This is a genomic window from Ruegeria sp. BHSA118 (assembly GCF_059613405.1).
In genome coordinates, this window is record NZ_JBXWSM010000007.1 from 25,936 (window position 1) to 44,959 (window position 19,024).

Below are 19,024 nucleotides of genomic sequence, written 5' to 3' on the forward strand. Positions count from 1 at the left end.
CCGATAATTTTGTCAAAGAAGGATCCCACCGCGGAACGGATCGTTCTGCGCGAAAATCAATGTGCCCTCGGCCATGATATGCGCCTGCCCGGTCAGGGTCGGAATGATGCCGCCATTGGGACCGGGCTGATAGCTCAGCCGGTAAGAGCTGCCGATCACGCTTTCCTGCATGATCTCTTGCCCCGGAATCAGAACCCCATCCGCCGCCAGACAGGCCAGACGCGCTGAACTGCCGGTCCCGCACGGGGATCGGTCATATTGATCGTCCGGGCACAGGACGAAATTCCTGCTGTGAACGTCGTTGTCCGGGGATTTGTCCTGCAAGATCACATGGTCCACCGGTTCCCCGTTTTCGCCACGTACATTCTGGTCGATGCAGGCTTTGCGAATTGCAATGGTCAGATCGGTGAGGGCACGGATGTTGCCGGGCTTCACGTCCATCGGGCTGGGATCGACAATGAAGAACCAGTTGCCACCATAGGCCAGATCGCCGGTCACTTTTCCATGGCCTTCGACATAAACCGACACCGAAGCCTTGACCCTGCGGCTTTCGATATTGGTGACGCGCACCGTATTGGCGTCCAACAGGTCAACCGAGATGACGCCGGCCGGCGTTTCGACCCTGTGCGTCCCCGGACCGATCCGGCCCAGATGGGCCAGAGTGACCCCAAGGCCGATGGTGCCATGCCCGCACATGCCCAGAACGGCGTCGGCATCGAAATAGATCACGCCGGTTTCGCAGCCGGACGTTTCCGGGGCGACCAGAAGCGCCCCGACCATGCCGGGTTGACCGCGTGGTTCCAGAAGGACCGATTTGTAGAAAGCCTTGTGCTCGGTGGCCAAGCATCGCGCGCGCTCGGCCAGCGGGCTCGATCCCAGATCGGGGCCGCCGTCCAGGATGACCCGCGTGGGCATGCCTCCGGTATGGCTGTCGATCACATGCATTCAGCGATGACCCCACCCTGGCTGGACCAGTCGGCAAACCAGGTGCGGAACAGTTTGTATTGCTGTTCGCAATAGTTGCGCTGGGCATCCGTCAGCTCGTCGGTTTCGTTGAAGTGCAAGCGGTATTCCTCTTCACCGTTCAGGACCAGCAGGTGCTTGTAATACAGCACCAGATCGGTGCCTTCGTCAAAGCTGGCCAGCACGCCAAAGGCTTCTTCAAGCTCGCGCGCGCGCAGGCGCGCCTCGGCATGACCGGCTGCCGCTTTCTGACACAGGGCCGCCAGCAGAAGCGCCTCTTTGGGCAGGGCGGTGCCGATACCGGTAATCGAACCCGTTGCGCCGCAGTTGACGAAGCCATGATAAACCTCGGTGTCCACCCCCACCATCAGCGTGACCTGATCATCTTTCGAGGTGATGTGTTCCGCGGCGTAGCGCAGGTCGCCTTTGCCTCCGAATTCCTTGAACCCGACAAGGTTCGGATGATCTGCACGCAATTCCAGGAACAAATCAGCACGGGTGGCGAATCCGTAGACGGGGCTGTTGTATATGATGGCCGGGATATCCGGCGCGGCTGACAGGATTGCCTTGAAGTGGTTGCGCTGTGCCGGGATGGACGATCCGCGCGACAGCACACGTGGGATGACCATAAGCCCTGCCGCGCCGACCTTTTGCGCATGTGCGGCCAGCGCCACGGCAGATTTCGAATTTATCGCACCGGTGCCGACGACGACAGGCAGGCCGGCGTCGATCAGGCGTTCGACACCGTGCATACGTTCGGCATCCGACAGCAACGGCCAGTCGCCCATCGAGCCGCAATACACCACGGCCGACATGCCTGCCTCGATCATTTCCTTGCCCTTTTTCACCAGGGCATCGAAATCCGGGGTCCGGTCGGCTTTGCATGGGGTCATCAGGGCTGGCATGGTGCCGGTGAAGATATTCTTGGACATGAAGGTAATCTTCCTCGTTGTTTCAGGGGGCCAGTGCACTCAGCGCACGTTGGCCAGGAATTTACGGGTGTGTTCGGATTGCGCATCACCGAATATCTGCGCGGGCGGACCGATCTCTTCCATCACGCCCTGATGGAAGAAAGCAACCCGGTCCGACACATCGCGTGCGAAACCCATCTCGTGCGTGACACAGATCATGGTCATCCCTTCTTCGGCCAAAAGGCGCATCGTGTCGAGAACCTCGCCCACCAGTTCGGGATCCAGCGCTGAAGTCGCCTCATCAAACAGCATGTATTCCGGCTCCATCGCCAGCGCGCGGGCGATGGCCAGACGCTGTTGCTGGCCGCCAGAAAGGGCCGAGGGGTAGACATCCAGTTTTTCGCCCAGGCCAACATGGGTCAGTTGGCGGGCGGCGATATCGCGGGCTTCTGATCTTGACAGTCCTTTGACGATCTTGGGGGCCAATGCGACGTTTTCCAGTGCGGTCAGATGCGGAAAGCTGTTCCATTGCTGAAACACCATTCCCAGCTTTGTGCGCAGCTTGTTGATGTCGGTGCCTTTGGTATGAACATCTGTGCCATCCACAATAACCGAGCCTTGCTGGATCGGCTCCAGCCCGTTGATGCAATACAGCAGGGTCGATTTGCCGGAGCCCGATGCGCCGATCACCGAAAGAACCTCTCCTTTCTGCACATTCAGATCGATGCCTTTCAGCACATGCAGCGATCCAAAATACTTGTGCAGGTCGCGAATTTCGATCATTGGGCCCACCTTTTTTCTAGCGACGCGGAATAGCGCGAAATCGGATAGCTGAGCGCGAAATAGAACGCGCCAGCGATTGTCAGGATCAGGAAAGGTTCCTGCGTGCGGGTGATCAGGATCTGACTGGCCTTGAGCAGTTCGACATAGCCCAGAACTGAAACCAGTGCGCTGTCCTTCATCACTCCCAGTGCGACCCCGACCCATGCCGGGAACACCGCGCGCCCACCGATCGGGAAGACGACATAGCGCAGATCCTGCCAATAGGTCATGCCCAGACTGCGCGCGGCGCGGCGCATCGGGTCGCCGACGGCTTCAATCCCGCCGCGCGCCACATTCGCAACCAGTGCTGCCGTATAGATGGACAGGATCACCACGCCTGAAGCAAACGGGTCCAGATTGAGCCCGACAATAGGTGCAAAGTTATAAAACAGCACCAGCTGGATGATCAAAGGGACTGAACGGAAAATATCCAGAATCGGAGCCAACGTCAGGGTTGCTGCCAGTTTGCCCTCGTACAGAAGCCATCCGCACACCACTCCAATAACCGTTCCTATGGAAATCGAAAGTATTGAAATCCAGAGGGTTCGCAGCGCGGCTTCGCCCAGAAACCACAGATCGTTGATGTTGAAGCCGCTGAAAAAGCTGACGGTGGGTTCCATCCGAGCGTCCTTCAGTAGCGAAAGAGCCGGGTCGCCAGCAGGCGTGAGGCTCCGAGAATGATTTTGACGATCACGTAGTAGATGACCGCGGTGACGGCGAAATATTCAAAGATGCGGAAGGTGCGCGAGGCAAAGAACTGCGTCTCGCCCGACAGTTCACGGAAGCCGACCAGCATACCCAGCGAGGACATCAAAACAGCCCAGACCATCTGGTTCGTGATCGGATGATAGACAATGCGAAACACCTGCGGGATCACGACGCGTGTGTAGGCCTGCCACGCGGTCATGCCCAGCGATCGCGACGCGCGCAACTGTGTCTCGGGGACGGCCTGAAAGCCGCCACGGAAGTTTTCGGCCAGATAGCCGGCGCAATTGAAGGTCAAACCGGCCAGCACGATGAAGTAAGGCGACAGGTGCAGGCCGAATGCACCAAGCCCGAAGCCGAAAAAGAACAGCTGAAACAGGGCGGGCGTGTTTCGGGCCAGTTCAACCCAGGTCGAGGCGAGCCAGTACAGCGGCCCCTTCAGGTGTAGCCGCGTCAGCGCAAGACACAGGCCGATAAGGATGCCCAGGATCATCGCCAGCACCGCGACTTGCAAGGTCAGCAGCGATGCCTCAAGCAAATCCGGCAGGCTTTTCATGACCGGCCGCCAGTGGAAGTTGTAATCGAACACAGGTTTTTTCCGAATTGACCGGCTCTTTCGCCCGGCCGAGACCCGACGAAAGAGCACTTGGAGGGTGAAATCAGTACATCACGCCGGGGATGCGCAGCTCGGGTGCTTCGCCTCCGACGTATTTGCCCCAAAGTTCCTGATACCGGCCCGAACGCGCCTGATGCGTGACAAAGAGGTTCAGGAAATTCAGCCAGGTGACGTCCTGTCGTTTGCCCACGACCGAGGTGTAGTCGGTTGTCCATGGCATACGGGGGCCGGCCAGCACGGTTTCATACTGCTGGGTGATCGGCAGAACGGCGGTGTTGGTGGTGATGCCGATATCGGCCTTGCCCTGCGCGACCGCCAGAAACACCTCGTTTTCTGACTGATAACCCTGATAATTGCCTTCCTCACCCCATTCGGCAGCAATCTTCAGCCATTCCTGTTCCGGCACGGTGCCAATCGCGGCGGCGACGCGTTTGCCGCGGATGTCTTCGAAGGTTTCGATCCCGCTGTCCGCGTTCACGACGCCCTGCGCGTAGTAGATTGCATAAGGAATGCTGAAGCCCACGGTCCGCGCCCGTTCAAGGCTGTCCGAGGTCGCGCCGAACACGACATCAGCGCGCCCGGTTACGATGACCGGCAGGCGTTCGGCCCAGGTCAAAGGCAGGATTTCCGCCTCAACTTCAAGCGCCGCGGCCAGATCATTGCAGTAATCCACGTCAAAACCCGCCGGTTCGTTGTTGGCGTCGCGATACCCGATCGGCGGAAAGTCCAGAACAACGCCGCAGCGAAGAGTGCCGCGATCCACGACATCGTCGAGCGTGTCTGCCATCGCAGGACCTGTTGTGAAAGTGGTGAAGGCCGCCAAAGCGACGAGTTTTTTGAGCATGTGATCCTCCCTGAATCAAAGATGCGATCACGCATAAAGGATATTGGATCCAACATCCACAAAAATTTGCCACCAGCAACCGACACGCGCCCGTACCCGGCTTCCGGATGGATCAATTGTTCAAGAAACCCCTTTTCGCTGATTGATTGTCTTGGGGGTGAGGGGCAAGCTGATCATCAAATCGTTCAAAACGTTGTGGAAACGCTTTTTACGCAACATCCGCATGAAGAACCGGTCATTCTGATCCGGTCCGCGTGGCGCAGCTTGCACCGGGTCGGGGTAGACAAGACAACTCCAATACGTTCTGGAACCGTCCGCCAGAAGAATGGGTGCCCGAGGTTCACGGAACCGACCTGCACAACCCGGACAGGTGCCACAATTCGCTGTCAGACACCGCGCAGGGAGATTTTCCGTTTCCCGATGCTGCCAATGGCGTTCAGTCTGTTCGGATGACGCCGGTTTCCACCCACGTGTCAAATCGCGACAGAACAGCTTCGCAGAAAGCCGCATCGTTGATGTGAACATCCAGCTCGGTCATCGGCACCCGGCCGGGCATGACCTTGCGCGCCTCGTCCACCATTTCGGCCAGAGCCTCTGGATCATGCGCCTCTTCGCCTTCCCTGTCCCAGGCCTCGACGCCCTGAACGGGTAAAAAGAAATGCACGGGCCCGGTTGCGGCTTCCAGCCGGTTGGCGAGTTCCCGAATCCAGGCGCGCCGTTCAGCGCCGTTGAAGACCGAGCTTTTGATCAGGCGGTTGTGTTCGTGGAACGGGCGATCGGCATATTGTTCGGGGATGTCCTGCCAACCCGCAAAATCCAATAGATCCAGCGCACCGGGCGCCACCATCTGGGGCGTTCCAACGCGCCCGGCATTGGTGACCCGGTCATCGCCGCTGGACACGACAGAGCCCGCCATCAGGTTGCCAAATTCCTGCATGCAGAAGTCCATCACGCAGGCAAACGCGCCTTCTCCCGCCAGTTTTTCATAGGCCATGCCGCCCATGCCGGTAGAGTGGAACACGGCCACTTCAAACCCGCGGTCCTCCAATGCCGGTTTCAGAATTTTCATGTAGCGCAGGCAGGACGAACCAAGGCTGGTCATCCCGATCAGAGGTTTGCTGCGATCGGGGGCGGTCGCCGCTCTGGCTGCGCCCACGACGGCCCCGGCAGCTTGGCCGAGCGACGATTTGCAGATCGAATTCATGCCATACAGGCCGCCGGCCCATAGGATCATCTGAACATCCGGCGCCAACCGATGCGGAGGGATCAGAGGCGAGAAGCTGACCGTTGACACGATATATTTGGGAACGCCCATCGGCAAAGCCTGTGCACAATCCAGCGCAAGGTCTGTGCCCATGGTCCCGCCCGTGGCCAGCATCCCGTCAAATCGACCTTCTGAATAGGCCTGCGCAACGACTTTTGCGGCCCCTGCGGACATTACGCGAAAGGCTTTGTTCTCGTCTCCTTGCGCGATGACCTGTTCTATTGTCATGCCACCGGCAGCGGCAACGTCGTGTTTCGAGATATCCGTCGGTTCGGATGGATCACCCAGAACCGATACATCCATGGTCAGCACGTCGGCGCCCTGCGCTCTGACCGCCTCTTCGATGAACCGCATTTCGGGCTCTTTGGTATCATACGTACCAATCAGCAGGATTGTCTTTTCGGCCATCGGTGCCTCCTGTCTAGGTGTGCTATTGAAGGTATTGGGACATCAACCCACGGGCGGTTTCAATGAACCGCTCGTTGCGTATGTCCGATCCATCTTCGTTCAGGCGGGACGCAACCCATCCCACATAGGTTACCGCGCGCAATGCCATGAACAGGTCGAGTTGGCGGGTGCAGACCGGTCTTTCAGATCGATACCCCGCCAGCAAAGCACCGCGCAGCTGGTTGAAATCAGGTTCGTGCAGGTTCTTGAGAAGCGTCGTTGCGATATCAAACAGGCGAAAACCGAACCCGGCATCGTCGAAATCAATCAGCCACAGTTTGTCACCGTCAACCATGACGTTTTCGCGGACAAGATCGGCGTGGATCAGCCCGTAATCCAACTGATTTTCCACGCGCCGAAGGTCACGATCTGCGATATCCCGGAACGCCAGGAAAAGGGCCCGGTCCGTTTCTCCTAGCGTTGGGTTTTCCCAGAAACAACCCCAGACAGGGGCGTCTCCTAGCAGCCCGCCGCGATCCCATGACCAACGCACAAAGTCCTGAGGACGTGTCCATTGGTCACTGATGTGGTGCAGCCGTGCCATTTCCCGGCCGATTGAGCAAAAAAGGCCTGTTCTGTCCTGATGTGTCAAAGCCTTTCCGGTCGAGCCCAACGGGCGGCCCGGCAACCAGTCGAGCATGTCGACCTGAATGCCGTCCACCAGATGCAGATAGCGCCCATCCGCGGCCGGGACGGGCGTTGGAACCCGGACCCCGTTTTTGCCGAGAACGGCCATCCACTGTAGCTCTGACCGGAGTTCGGCATCCGTTCGCAAGCCTTTGCGATGCAGTCTCAGGGCATAGGCGGTCTGGCCTGACTGAACGCGATAGACGCGGTTTTCCCGAGCAGTCACAAGAGACGCCTGGCCATCTGCCAGCCCCCAAAGGGACAGCGCATGTTCCACGATCTGCTTCATGCGACCCGTGGCGTTTCCGCCAACACGTCGTCCAGCGTGTCGAAAAGTAGATCCGCGTTTTCGACAGAGAATGGCATGGGCGGGCGAATTTTCAGAGTATTCTTGTGACACCCAAGCTTGGAGTGAATGATCCCGCGCCGGCGCATGGCGTTGATGATACGGTCAGTGAATTCACCGGCGGGTTCCTTGCTGTCGCGATCAAGGACCATTTCTGCCCCGAATATCAGCCCCGAACCGCGTATGTCTCCGATGACGTCATGTTTTTCTTTCAAAAGGTTCAGCCGTTTTCGCGCGTGATCACCAACGGATCTGGCATGTGCGACCAGGCTCTGGTCTTCGATCTCTTCCAAAACCGCCATCGCGGCGGCACAGGAAACAGGATTTCCGCCAAACGTGTTGAAGTACCGATATCCCTTGCGGAATGCCGAAATGATCTCGGAACCTGTGACCACGCCGCCCACCGGATGGCCGTTGGCCATGGGTTTGCCCAAGGTCATGACATCCGGCACAACGCCCAACTTCTGATGCGCCCACATGTGGGTGCCGGTTCGGCCAAAGCCTGATTGCACCTCGTCGCAGATCAACAGGCCCCCGGCCTGGCGGACGACCTTGGCCGTGGGTGCCAGCCAACCGTCCGGATTTTCGGGAAACCCCTCGTTCAGAAAATAAGGGCAGAGGATCAATGCGGCAAAACCAGTGCCGGCCTTTTCGTGTTCGGCAATCTGTTCCGCCACCGCATGGGCGAATTTTGACCCGTCCGGGTCGGGATGGCGATAGCTGTCGGGCGCGCTGACAAAGCGGAAATACCGGCCCAGACCGAAGCCGACCGTCGGGATGTTCGATCTGCTCAACTGGCTGACCAGCGCGGTATTGCCGTGATAGGTGGCGTCGGTGGCAATGATCCCTCGTTTTCCGGTCATCGCCTCGGCCATTCGCAGAGCAATGTCATTTGCCTCGGAGCCGGTACATGTGAGGATGGCCGTATCCAGGGATTCGTCCATCGTTCCGGTCAGTTTTTCCACATAGTCCAGAATCCCGTCATGCAGATACCGGGTGTGCGTGTTGAGCGTGCGCGCCTGACGACAGATCGCCTCGACCACGCGTGGGTTGCAATGCCCCACATGAGGCACGTTGTTGTAGCAATCCAGATATTTGCGCCCGTCCGCATCCCACAGCCAGACGCCTTCGCCTTTCACGAAATGAACGGGTTCGTCATAGAAGGTCGATACATTGGGCCCCAGCAACCGGGCCCTGCGTTCAATGAGTTCCGCGGATTTCGCTGAAAGGGTCATGCGGGCGGCCTTTTCTCAGAGTTTTATCCAGGCGGTTTTCAGATCGAAGTATTTCTCGATCGCGTGCAGCGATTTGTCGTGCCCGTTGCCGGATTGGCGAACACCGCCCAGCGGAACGGTCAGGTCGGCACCGCCATATGTATTGACATGCACAACGCCGGCGCGAATGCCAGCCACCATGCGATGCGCGCGGCTGAGGTTCGAGGTCCAGACACCACCGGCCAGCCCATAGACCGTGGCATTGGCAAGGCGCAGCGCTTCGTCTTCGTCGGTAAAGGGCGTGACGGCCAGAACGGGGCCAAAGACCTCATTCTGGAACAGGGTGTCGGTCTCTTTCACGTTGGCCATCACGGTCGGCGCCATGTAATAGCCTCCGGTCTCGGTCAGGATGCGGTTTCCGCCGGTCCGGCGCTCGGCGCCTTCGGACTCGGCCTTCGTGACGAAATCCAGATTGGCCTGAAGCTCTGGCAAGCTGTGGACCGCACCGATCTGGCTGTTCAGATCCAGCGGGTCGCCGACGCGAAAGCCTTCAGCGTGGCGGCTGATCTCGGCAACGAAGTCTTCGTAAATCTCTTGCTGGACCAATAGGCGCGATCCGGCGACGCAGACCTGACCAGAGTTGCGGAAGATACCCGCCGCCGAAACCTTGGCCGCTTCGGCCAGATCAGGGGCGTCGGCAAAAACGATGTTCGGGGATTTGCCGCCCAGTTCAAGATAGCAGCGTTTCAGGTTCGACCGCGCGGAATACTCCAGCAGCCGCCGCCCGGTTGTGCCCGACCCGGTAAACACCATGATGTCGACATCCATCGACAGGGCCAGCGCCTCACCCACGACCGAGCCACGCCCGGTCACGACATTGAACACCCCATCGGGCACTCCGGCTTCCGCGGCAAGCTCGGCAATCTTCAGCAGGCTGAGTGAGGCGCTTTCGGCAGGTTTCAGCACGACGGAATTGCCTGCAGCCAGTGCCGGTGCAATTTTCCAGCTGCCGATCATCAGTGGAAAGTTCCAGGGCACGATGGCCCCGACAACCCCGACCGGAGCGTGATGCACAAGACCCAGAACGTCACCGCTTGTCGGGGCGATTTGTCCGTAGATCTTGTCGATCGCCTCGGCATAATACCGGAAAGTGGCCGCAGCCGAGAGCGCCTCGGCCTTGTAGGCCATGGTGATCTCGGTTCCGTTGTCGCGCACGCCCAGCACGGCCAGTTCAAGCGCGCGGGCTTCGATCAGATCAGCCAGCTTCAGCAGCACTTTCTTGCGGCCGGCAGGGGCCATGCGCGACCATCTCCCGTCCTCGAAAGCACCGCGCGCCGCGCGCACGGCCATGTCGACATCGGCCGGTGTGCCTTCGGCGATCAGCGCCAGAGGCTGACCGTTGATCGGAGACAGAACCTGATGCCGGGCCCCGGTTTCGCCATCCTGAAAGCGGCCGTTTATGAAATGCCCGCGCGGAGCAATGTCCCGCGCACGCAGCGCATCAATCGAGGATTGGTCCATGGGGGTTATCCTTGCTGAGTTGAGTCTTCGTCGAGAACCGGCTGCGGTCTGATACGTTCCTTGTGTTCCTTGATCAGCGAGCGAACGTGCAGCAGAATGATCCCGAGGATCATGATGAACAGTAATGCGGCAATCGGCCGGTCGATGAAATCAAGTGGCGACTTCACCCGCGCCATGGCGCTGCGCAGTTTGACTTCCATGATCCCACCCAGAACCATGCCAAGAATGATCGGAACAATCGGCAGGTTCAGGCGCTTCAGGATCAGCCCGAACACGCCGAACCCGGCGGCAATGGCGCAGTCCGTGACAGAGTTGCGCAGGCTGAATACACCGACAAAGGACAGCGTCAGGATCATGATCCCCAGAAAGCGCGTCGGGATCTGAATGATCTTCAGCAGCAGGTTGGTCGAGAACAAAAGAAAGACCAGAACGATCACATTGAGCAGGATCAGCGACATGTACAGGGCCATGACAAAATCCATCTGGTCGGCGAAAAGCTGCGGTCCGGGGATCACGTTGTGAACATAGAAGACCGACAGCATCATCGCGGTCAGCGCCTCGCCCGGAATACCCAGCGCCAGCAGTGGAATCATCGCAGCCCCGGGAACGGCATTGTTGGCCGCCTCGGACGCCACCAGACCTTCGGGTGACCCATCGCCGAATTTGTCCGGGTCCTCAGAGGTTTTCTGTGCGTATGTGTATGACAGGAACTGTGATGTGAATTCGCCTGTGCCCGGTATCATGCCCATAAGCACACCCAGCGATGACGAAACCATCGCAATGCGTTTCAGGCCCAGCAGCTCTTTGAGGCCCGCGAAGATGCTGCCGCGCACATGGGCTTCGCCCGGCGCGTGTTCTTTGTCGACCAGCAACAGCAGCGCCTGACTGATGGCGAACAGCCCAAGAACGACCACGATCAGATCGACACCTGACGAAAGCCAGGTTTGGTCAAAGGTGAAACGTTTGGTGTATTTGACGGGTTCCAGACCGACTGTGCTGAGGAAGATGCCGAAGAATGCCAGCATAGCGGCCGAGAAGGTTTGTCCGCGATGGGCCAGGATCACCAGAAGGATGCCCATGAGTGCAGCCAGAAATATCTCGCGGCTGCCGAAGTGCGGGGCAACCCAGGCCAATACGGGTGACAGGATGATCAGACAGAGGATCGAGAAGATGCCGCCGAAAAACGACGCCGAATAGGCTAGCGACAGAGCCCGGTGGCCCTCGCCGCGCTTGGTCATGGGATAGCCGTCATAAGTGGTCAGTGCGTTGACGGCGGTACCGGGCGTGTTGATCAGGATGGCGGGGATAGCGCCTCCATACATGGACGACCCGTAAATGCCCAACAGAAGGGTCAGGCCGACGATGGGCTCGAACGCGAAGGTGGCTGGCAGCAGGATGGCAATTGCGACAGCAGCGCCGACGCCGGGCAACGCGCCGATGATGACCCCGCCCACCGATCCGATGACCAGTGCCACGACGACCTGCCACTGCGCCAGAATTGCAAAGCCGGAAATCAGATTGTCCATCTTGGCCTCACAGGTAGGTCAGCGCAAAGGCGCGCAGTCCGTCGGGCAGGTACTCGTATATCCGACCGGCAGGAATGTTCACCTGAAGCAACGCTCGGAAAACGACTGCCACGACCGCGCCGAAGGCAAGTGCAACGCAAAAAGCCCCAGGCAATCGAAACCCCAATCGTATCGTCAGCAGAGCTGCAAAAAGCATGGTCGATGGCAGGTACCCAAGCCACGGAACCGCCACGACATAGACCAGAAAATAGGCAACGTATTCGAGTGACATCAACCAGAACGTCACCTCTCGCAACCGTCCGGGAATGCGCGGGGACAGGAACGAGCTCAGCAAGTGGAGGCCGCTGAACAAAACCATGCCCCAGATCGCGATCTTGGGCCACAGGGCAGGTTGCGCAAACCACTTGGTTCGTTTGACGGCCTGAGTCTCAGCGCCGATCTGGCTGAGAAGGAACAGGGAGAAGCCGAAGAAAAGGAAGGCAAAGACAATATCGCCAGGGCGTCGATACCGTCGGAACATGTCTTGCAGCGTCTTTGCTATCATTTTGGCCTCCTGTTTGAATCAAACAGACCCGGCGTTGTTCGATCTGGCCGGGCCTGTTTCGGATTATTCGCCCAGAATCTCTTCGATCTTGGCGAAAGAGGCTTTGTCCTGCTCGATCTGAGCATTCGAAGCGTCCGGGTCTTGCCAATAGATCAGGGCGCCTGTTTCCTCAGCCAGCTTCTTGGCTTTGTCCGAGGACAGCGCTTTCTGCGCGGCAGCCGTGATCTTTTCACGCGCGTCGGCAGGCGTGTCCTTGTGCACAAACAGCCCGTTCCAAAGGGCCAATGGCAGGTCCGGATTGAGTTCCACGATCGTCGGCGTATCCGGAACCAGTGAAATCCGCTCGCCGCCGATGCTGGCAAGGACGTTCACCTGATCAAGGCAGGGAAGGATAAGCTGTAGCGTCGTATTGATGACATCCACGTCACCTGAGGCCAGGGTGTTGCAATCCAGGGCGTCGAAAGCCGCTTCGCTGGCAAAGTCGAACCCGCTGCTGACCGCAGCTGCAAATGTGACCTGAGTGGGGGGCAGAACCGATCCGAAATGGCCAAGCGCCACGTCATTTTCCTTGCCGTGTTCGGCCAACTCTTCCCAGCTTGAAAACGGCGCGTCTTTGCTGGCCGCGATGACGAAGGGATAAGTCAGGAAGATGCCGATTGGATCGAAAGGATTCGGGTTGAGTTCGGGAATTCCGATTTCAGGACCAATGACAGGTACGCCGATGACGAATGAGCCGATGGTGTAGCCATCCGCCGGGGCGGTTGCCACCTCGACCGCGCCGGGGAATGGGCCGCCTCCGCCGCCGGGTTTGTTCACGACAGCGGCAGGCACACCGTACATGGCCTGGAATTCGTCGGCGATCATCCGGGTAAGGACATCTTCCAGATCACCCGGAGGCCAGGGGACGACAAAACTTACCGGCTTTTCAGGGTATTCAGCCAGTGCGGCAGTGGCCGAAGCCGCAAAAGCGGCGGCTGTTAGAAATTTCTTCATTGACACCTCCCGATAGTGGTTCATTAATTGAACCGCGTTAACAATAATAATGTTGCTTTGTTAAGTTAGTTCTGTCAAGTATTACCTGAGCAAGAGGACGACACGCACATGGGTACAGCCCTTAACGCCCTAAAAATGCTGGACTACTTTTCCAATGCCCGCCCTGAGATCGGGCTGAGTCACCTTGCGCGTTTGTCCGGGCTGAACAAAGCAACGGCATTGCGGCACCTGCGCGCGCTTGAGGCGTTCGGGTTGATCGAACAGAATCCGATGACGAAATCCTATGCGATCGGACCGGCGGCTTTGCGTTTGGCCGCGCTGCGAGAGATCGCCAGACCCGGCATTGAGGGTGCACGCCAAAAAATGCAGGCCGCAATGCGGGTGGTCGGTGAATCCCTGCATCTGTCTTTGCTGGAGAAAACGGGGTTGCAGTCGGCGCTTGTGGTGGAAACAACGCAGCACAGTGTCCGTGTCAGTCTGGATCCCAGCGAGATGCTTCCGCTCAATGCGACGGCTTCAGGTCTTTGCATGCTCAGTTTTGGGCCGGCTCATCTTTTGGAGCAGTTGGATCAGCACGTGCAGGCACGGTTTACGCAAGCCACGCTTACTGATCCGAAGCTTATCAAGGAACGGGTCGCAAAGATCAGAGTTTCAGGCTGGACCGACAGCCGTGGCAGCTACGAAGAAGGTGTTTTTGGATATGCCGCGCCGATCTTCGGCATCGATCAGGTCGCATTGGGAACCATCGCGATAGCTGTCCCGGAGGCCCGGGCAACCAGCGACCGCCTTCCGGCAATACTGTCCACGCTGCATTCACTTTCGGCTGATCTGACTGCCGGTTTTGGCGGCCAGTTGCCCGACTCCTTTCCAACCGGATTCCACCCGTGACCCGGGGCGGTTTCAACACTCGGAGACCCGCGACATGAAAGATTCCAACTTTCTGAAGGAAAACAACGCCCGGTACTTCTGGCACCCGATGGCGCACCCCGCCGACAGCCGGAAGAACCCGCCGACCATTCTCAGTGGCGGCGAGGGGGTCAACATCACTGATGTCGATGGTCACACGGCGCTGGACGCCGTAGGGGGGCTGTGGAACGTCAATCTGGGCTATTCCTGTGAACCGGTGAAACAGGCCATAGCGGATCAGCTGAACGCGCTGCCCTATTACTCGACATTTCGCGGCACCAGCAACGACAAGGCGATCGAGCTGTCTTATGAACTGGCCCAGTTCTTCGAGGCCGACGGGCTGACCCGTTCATTCTTTACGTCGGGTGGGTCGGATTCGGTCGAAATCGCGCTGAAGCTTGCGCGTCAATATCACAAGGTCCGGGGTGAAGCAGGGCGTACCAAGTTCATCAGCCTGAAGCAGGGTTATCACGGCACCCATTTTGCCGCCGCTTCTGTCAACGGCAACCAGAAATTCCGCGCGGTGTATGAGCCGATGATGCCGGGCTGTTTCCACGTGCCGGCGCCGTGGACCTATCGCAACCCGTTTGATGAGACCGACCCCGAGCGTCTGGCGCAGCTTTGCGTCAAGGCGCTTGAGGCCGAGATCGCTTTTCAGGGGGCAAACACTGTTGCCGCCTTCATCATGGAGCCGGTGCTGGGCGCGGGCGGTGTGATCCCGCCACACAAGAGCTTCATGCCCATGGTGCGCGAGGTTTGTTCGAAACACGGTATCCTGCTGATCTCGGACGAGATCATCACCGCTTTTGGTCGCACCGGCAGCGAAAGCGGTGCGCGGCACTGGGGTGTTCAGCCGGATATCATGACGACGGCCAAAGCGATCACCAACGGGTATTTCCCTTTCGGCGCGGCCATGATTTCCGGTGCGGTCGCAGAGGTTTTTGAAAGCGATACCACGGGCCTGGCATCCGTGGATCAGGGGTACACCTATTCTGGCCATCCGGTCGGGGCGGCCGCAGCTTTGGCGGCCCTGTCCGAGATCAACCGGCTGAGGATCTGGGAAAACGCTGCTGCGCGTGGGGATGAGTTGTTTGCCGGGTTGCAAAGGCTGGCCGACAAGCATGACGCGATCGGGGATGTGCGGGGCGGCGAGGGTCTGATGTGTGCATTGGAACTTGTTTCGGACCGGGCGACCAAGGCGCCTGTCGCAAAACACCTGCCGCTTCAGGTTCAGAAAGCCGCATATGAAGATGGCGTGATGGTGCGTGTGTCTGGCAACAACATCATTCTGTCGCCGCCGTTGATCGTCACTTCGGAAGATGTGACCAAAATTCTGTCGGCGCTGGATACCGGTCTTGCCACTTTGTAGGCGGTCAACCGACCCCGTCGGAACTTGGCGGGGTCAGACTTTGATGGCTTGCAGATCCTCGAGCAGGTCCAGCAACTGATCCAGTTTCTCCTTGCCCATCTGTGCTTCGATATTACTGGAGATCGCAAGTGAAGTGGCCAGGTTTTCCCTGAGGATGGTGCGGCCTGCTTCGGTGATCTTGACCATGGTGCGGCGTTTGTCGTCGCTGTCCTGACGGCGGGTGATCTGGCCGTCGGCCTCCATCGTGCGCAAAATGCGAGTCACGCTGGGCAGCAGCAGGCACGCCTCGTGCGCGATGGTGCTTTGTTCCACTTCGCCCAACTCGTCCAGAACGCGCAGGATGCGCCATTTCTGCTCGGTCAGTTGGATGCCTTGCAGCATATCCCGGATCGGAGCCATGACGGTTTCGCGGGCACGCAGCAACGCGATCGGAAGGGACCGGGCAGTGCTTTTGGAATGGCTTTGAGTGTTCATGCGGCCTTCTAGAACGCCGTTCTAGGAATTGCAAAGATTAACAAAGCAATCTCTTGACAGGGGGCGCATTAAAAACTAAACATGTTAACTAATAAAGGAGAGATCATGCCCCACTTCCACGTCGAATATTCCGGCAATCTTGAAGACAGGATCGACATGGATGGCCTGTGCGAGTGCATTCGGTCAACGGCGGCCGGGATCGAGACCTTTCCCATGCCCGGCATTCGTGTGCGCGCGACACGGGTTGATCATTACGCCATAGCGGACGGCAACCCGGCGCATGGGTTCATTGATATCTCGATCCGCCTGCGGGCAGGCCGATCCGCGGATGTCAAAGAAGATGCGACACAGCACATATTCGAGGCGGTCAAAACATATCTGGCACCGGTTTTTTCACGGCATTCCATCGCGCTCTCGCTTGAGATGCGTGACATCGACCCCAAGCTGTCGCCCAAGGCCGGTACGATCCGCGACCACCTGTCGGCGACCACGCAGGAGACCTGACGCATGAGCGCACTGGACACAAACATCGAAAAGCTGAATGGCTTTCTGGCCCGGTTCCGGGAAACGGGCATCCGCAACCGTATTGCGGGTGAAGACCGGGACGGATCTGCCGGAGTGTTTCAGTCGGTCTCGCCGGTCGATAAATCCGTGATCTGTGATGTTGCTCACGGCACGGCTGATGACATTGACGCGGCAGCCAAGGCCGCCCATGCTGCCTTTGCAGAGTGGCGAGACATGCCCGCCACCCAACGCCGTCGCATCTTGTTGAATGTGGCTGATGCCATTGAAGCGCGCGCCGAGGAAATAGCACTGTGCGAGTGCTGGGACACGGGGCAGACCCTGCGCTTCATGTCAAAGGCAGCTTTGCGCGGGGCAGAGAACTTCCGGTATTTCGCGGATCAGGTGATTCAGGCGCGGGATGGGCAGCACCTGAAGTCTCTGACGCTGATGAATGTGACGACCCGTGTGCCGATTGGCCCGGTTGGCGTGATTACCCCGTGGAACACGCCGTTCATGCTGTCGACCTGGAAGATCGCGCCGGCCCTGGCTGCGGGTTGCACGGTTGTTCACAAACCTGCCGAGGATTCCCCTCTGACGGCCCGCCTTCTGGTGGAAATCGCCGAACAGGCAGGGTTGCCCAAAGGTGTGCTAAACACGGTCAACGGGTTTGGACCGGACGCAGGCAAGGCTTTGTGCGAGCATGCGCTGATCAAGGCCATTGCCTTTGTGGGCGAAAGCCGCACCGGCAGTCTGATCGTCAAGCAAGGCGCAGACACTCATAAGCGCAACCATCTGGAACTGGGCGGAAAAAACCCGGTTATCGTGTTTGCTGATGCGGATCTGGACCGTGCTTTGGATGCCGTGATCTTCATGATCTATTCGATCAATGGCGAGCGCTGCACCTCGTCTTCGCGGCTTTTGGTACAGGATACGATCAAGGAAGACTTCGAAGCCAGATTGATTGAGCGTGTCAACAACATCAAGGTGGGCCACCCCTTGGACCCCCAAACCGAGATCGGGCCGTTGGTGACCGAAGAACACTACAACAAGGTCACGAGCTATTTCGACATTGCCAAGGAAGATGGCGCAACTGTCGCCGCTGGCGGCGTCACGGTGGGGGATGCAGGCTATTTTGTCCGACCGACCCTGTTCACCAATGCCACCAACCAGATGCGCATCGCCCGTGAAGAGATATTTGGCCCTGTCCTGACCTCGATCCCGTTCTCGACCGAGGATGAGGCGCTGGAGATCGCCAACGACACGCCCTATGGCCTGACCGGCTATGTCTGGACAAATGATCTGACCCGTGCGCTTCGGTTTACAGACAGGCTGGAGGCTGGAATGATCTGGGTGAATTCCGAAAACGTGCGTCACCTGCCCACGCCGTTCGGTGGGGTCAAGGCGTCCGGCATCGGCCGGGATGGCGGCGACTGGAGCTTTGAATTCTATATGGAACAGAAACATATCGGCTTTGCCACCGGTCAGCACAAGATCATGCAGTTGGGTAAATAGATCACGCAGGCCGACCCCGGCTGGGGCAAACCCATTACACGAGGAGGAATTGCCATGGGAAAGATAGTACAGGCCGCAAAGATAACGCATGTGCCCAGCATCTGGATGTCCCACACGATGCCAAAATACAAAGGCATCCGGCAATCCGCCATCGATGGGTACGCATGCCTGCGTCAGGACGCGATCGACCGCGCGGTCGAGACGTTCATCGTGTTCGACACCCATTGGATCACCAATCAAGGGTTTCACCTGAACACGAAGGAACATCACAAGGGCCGGTTCATAAGTCACGAACTGCCGCATATGTTGGCGGATATGGAGTTCGACTATCGCGGCGATCACGAACTTGGGGAAACCATCCTTGACGTTCTGCGCGAGCGGGGAGAGCGGGCGCTGGGCCATTCGCACCCTGACATGGGCATGGAATACGGCACCCTGCTGCCGATGCATTTCATCAATGATGGTGTGAATGCCCGGGTATTGCCGGTGGCGGTCAATCAATTCTCGTCGATTGCAGAAAACCGGGCCTGGGGCGAGGCCATTGCCGAAGGTATCCGACGTTCAGGCCGCAATGTTTCCATTCTGGCGTCCGGCTCGCTCAGCCACGACTTCACGCCGAATGAACGCTCGGTCGTCGGGCTGAATGCCGTGAATGGCGAGTTCAATCGCCAGATGGACATGCGCGTTCTGGAGCTGTGGCAGCAGGGCCGATTTGAAGAGTTTCTGGAAATGCTGCCGGACTATGCAAAGAAATGCACCGGTGAATGCGCCATGAATGACACCGCTTTGCTGTTTGGTGCGTTGGGTTGGGGAAGCTACAAGGGTGAGATCGACATTTACACCCCGTATTTCGGCAGCTCGGGCACCGGTCAGGCAAATGTCAGCTTTTCAGTGTGACGCAAGCGACGGAACAAAA

Annotated in this window: 19 protein-coding genes; 5 read left to right on the forward strand and 14 right to left on the reverse strand. The window is 58.6% G+C overall.

The genetic code is table 11. The features are described from left to right. Positions 1-12: 12 nt before the first annotated feature. The 13 genes from AC2FNN_RS03865 to AC2FNN_RS03925 form a co-directional block, all read right to left on the reverse strand. Positions 13-945 carry a 4-hydroxyproline epimerase gene (locus tag AC2FNN_RS03865; RefSeq protein WP_496756715.1) on the reverse strand — a complete coding sequence of 311 codons (933 nt, stop codon included), beginning with the start codon at positions 943-945 and terminating at the stop codon, positions 13-15. Beyond that, positions 936-1,895, reverse strand: a complete 960-nt coding sequence (locus AC2FNN_RS03870; RefSeq protein WP_496756717.1) for a dihydrodipicolinate synthase family protein — start codon at positions 1,893-1,895, stop codon at positions 936-938. The genes AC2FNN_RS03865 and AC2FNN_RS03870 overlap by 10 nt, the downstream gene beginning before the upstream one ends. A 39-nt stretch (positions 1,896-1,934) precedes the next feature. Beyond that, positions 1,935-2,657 carry an amino acid ABC transporter ATP-binding protein gene (locus AC2FNN_RS03875; protein WP_496756719.1) on the reverse strand — a complete coding sequence of 241 codons (723 nt, stop codon included), beginning with the start codon at positions 2,655-2,657 and terminating at the stop codon, positions 1,935-1,937. Beyond that, positions 2,654-3,316: an amino acid ABC transporter permease gene (locus tag AC2FNN_RS03880; protein ID WP_496756721.1), complete on the reverse strand. Its 663-nt coding sequence runs from the start codon at positions 3,314-3,316 to the stop codon at positions 2,654-2,656. The genes AC2FNN_RS03875 and AC2FNN_RS03880 overlap by 4 nt, the downstream gene beginning before the upstream one ends. Before the next feature lie 11 nt (positions 3,317-3,327). Then, positions 3,328-3,990 (reverse strand): amino acid ABC transporter permease, encoded by a 663-nt coding sequence (locus AC2FNN_RS03885; protein ID WP_496756723.1) that lies wholly within the window; start codon positions 3,988-3,990, stop codon positions 3,328-3,330. Positions 3,991-4,060: 70 nt separating this feature from the next. Continuing rightward, positions 4,061-4,861 (reverse strand): transporter substrate-binding domain-containing protein, encoded by an 801-nt coding sequence (locus AC2FNN_RS03890; RefSeq protein ID WP_496756724.1) that lies wholly within the window; start codon positions 4,859-4,861, stop codon positions 4,061-4,063. Positions 4,862-5,297: 436 nt separating this feature from the next. After that, complete coding sequence (locus AC2FNN_RS03895; protein ID WP_496756726.1) at positions 5,298-6,533, reverse strand: Tm-1-like ATP-binding domain-containing protein; 1,236 nt, start codon at positions 6,531-6,533, stop codon at positions 5,298-5,300. 22 nt (positions 6,534-6,555) lie between these two features. Further along, on the reverse strand, positions 6,556-7,488 hold the full coding sequence (locus tag AC2FNN_RS03900) for a phosphotransferase enzyme family protein (RefSeq protein ID WP_496756728.1): 933 nt from the start codon (positions 7,486-7,488) through the stop codon (positions 6,556-6,558). Next, entirely contained in the window at positions 7,485-8,780 is a 1,296-nt protein-coding gene (locus tag AC2FNN_RS03905) for an aspartate aminotransferase family protein (RefSeq protein ID WP_496756731.1), read from the reverse strand. The genes AC2FNN_RS03900 and AC2FNN_RS03905 overlap by 4 nt, the downstream gene beginning before the upstream one ends. A 15-nt stretch (positions 8,781-8,795) precedes the next feature. After that, the gene (locus tag AC2FNN_RS03910) at positions 8,796-10,280 is read right to left on the reverse strand and encodes an aldehyde dehydrogenase (RefSeq protein WP_496756732.1); all 1,485 of its coding nucleotides are present in this window, start codon (positions 10,278-10,280) and stop codon (positions 8,796-8,798) included. Positions 10,281-10,285: 5 nt separating this feature from the next. Then, a complete protein-coding gene (locus tag AC2FNN_RS03915; protein ID WP_496756734.1) occupies positions 10,286-11,806 on the reverse strand; it encodes a tripartite tricarboxylate transporter permease in 1,521 nt (506 codons plus the stop codon). Between the two features lie 7 nt (positions 11,807-11,813). Continuing rightward, complete coding sequence (locus AC2FNN_RS03920) at positions 11,814-12,350, reverse strand: tripartite tricarboxylate transporter TctB family protein (protein ID WP_496756736.1); 537 nt, start codon at positions 12,348-12,350, stop codon at positions 11,814-11,816. Between the two features lie 63 nt (positions 12,351-12,413). Continuing rightward, positions 12,414-13,343, reverse strand: a complete 930-nt coding sequence (locus AC2FNN_RS03925; RefSeq protein ID WP_496756738.1) for a tripartite tricarboxylate transporter substrate binding protein — start codon at positions 13,341-13,343, stop codon at positions 12,414-12,416. A 108-nt stretch (positions 13,344-13,451) separates the two neighbouring features. On the opposite strand from AC2FNN_RS03925, the gene AC2FNN_RS03930 reads away from it, so the two are divergent. Together AC2FNN_RS03930 and AC2FNN_RS03935 are read left to right on the forward strand one after the other, a co-directional pair. Further along, positions 13,452-14,231, forward strand: a complete 780-nt coding sequence (locus AC2FNN_RS03930; protein WP_496756740.1) for an IclR family transcriptional regulator — start codon at positions 13,452-13,454, stop codon at positions 14,229-14,231. A gap of 34 nt (positions 14,232-14,265) precedes the next feature. Then, complete coding sequence (locus AC2FNN_RS03935) at positions 14,266-15,618, forward strand: aminotransferase class III-fold pyridoxal phosphate-dependent enzyme (RefSeq protein ID WP_496756742.1); 1,353 nt, start codon at positions 14,266-14,268, stop codon at positions 15,616-15,618. Positions 15,619-15,651: 33 nt separating this feature from the next. Here AC2FNN_RS03935 and hpaR read toward each other — a convergent pair whose 3' ends face one another. Further along, positions 15,652-16,092 (reverse strand): homoprotocatechuate degradation operon regulator HpaR, encoded by a 441-nt coding sequence (gene hpaR, locus AC2FNN_RS03940; protein ID WP_496756743.1) that lies wholly within the window; start codon positions 16,090-16,092, stop codon positions 15,652-15,654. 105 nt (positions 16,093-16,197) lie between these two features. Here hpaR and AC2FNN_RS03945 point away from each other — a divergent pair, with 105 nt between their 5' ends. The 3 genes from AC2FNN_RS03945 to hpaD are packed head-to-tail and all read left to right on the forward strand — an operon-like array spanning position 16,198 to position 19,005. Beyond that, complete coding sequence (locus tag AC2FNN_RS03945; protein WP_496756745.1) at positions 16,198-16,596, forward strand: 5-carboxymethyl-2-hydroxymuconate Delta-isomerase; 399 nt, start codon at positions 16,198-16,200, stop codon at positions 16,594-16,596. A 3-nt stretch (positions 16,597-16,599) separates the two neighbouring features. Next, a complete protein-coding gene (gene hpaE / locus AC2FNN_RS03950) occupies positions 16,600-18,108 on the forward strand; it encodes a 5-carboxymethyl-2-hydroxymuconate semialdehyde dehydrogenase (protein ID WP_496756747.1) in 1,509 nt (502 codons plus the stop codon). Positions 18,109-18,162: 54 nt separating this feature from the next. Continuing rightward, positions 18,163-19,005, forward strand: a complete 843-nt coding sequence (gene hpaD / locus AC2FNN_RS03955) for a 3,4-dihydroxyphenylacetate 2,3-dioxygenase (protein ID WP_496756749.1) — start codon at positions 18,163-18,165, stop codon at positions 19,003-19,005. Positions 19,006-19,024: the final 19 nt, after the last annotated feature.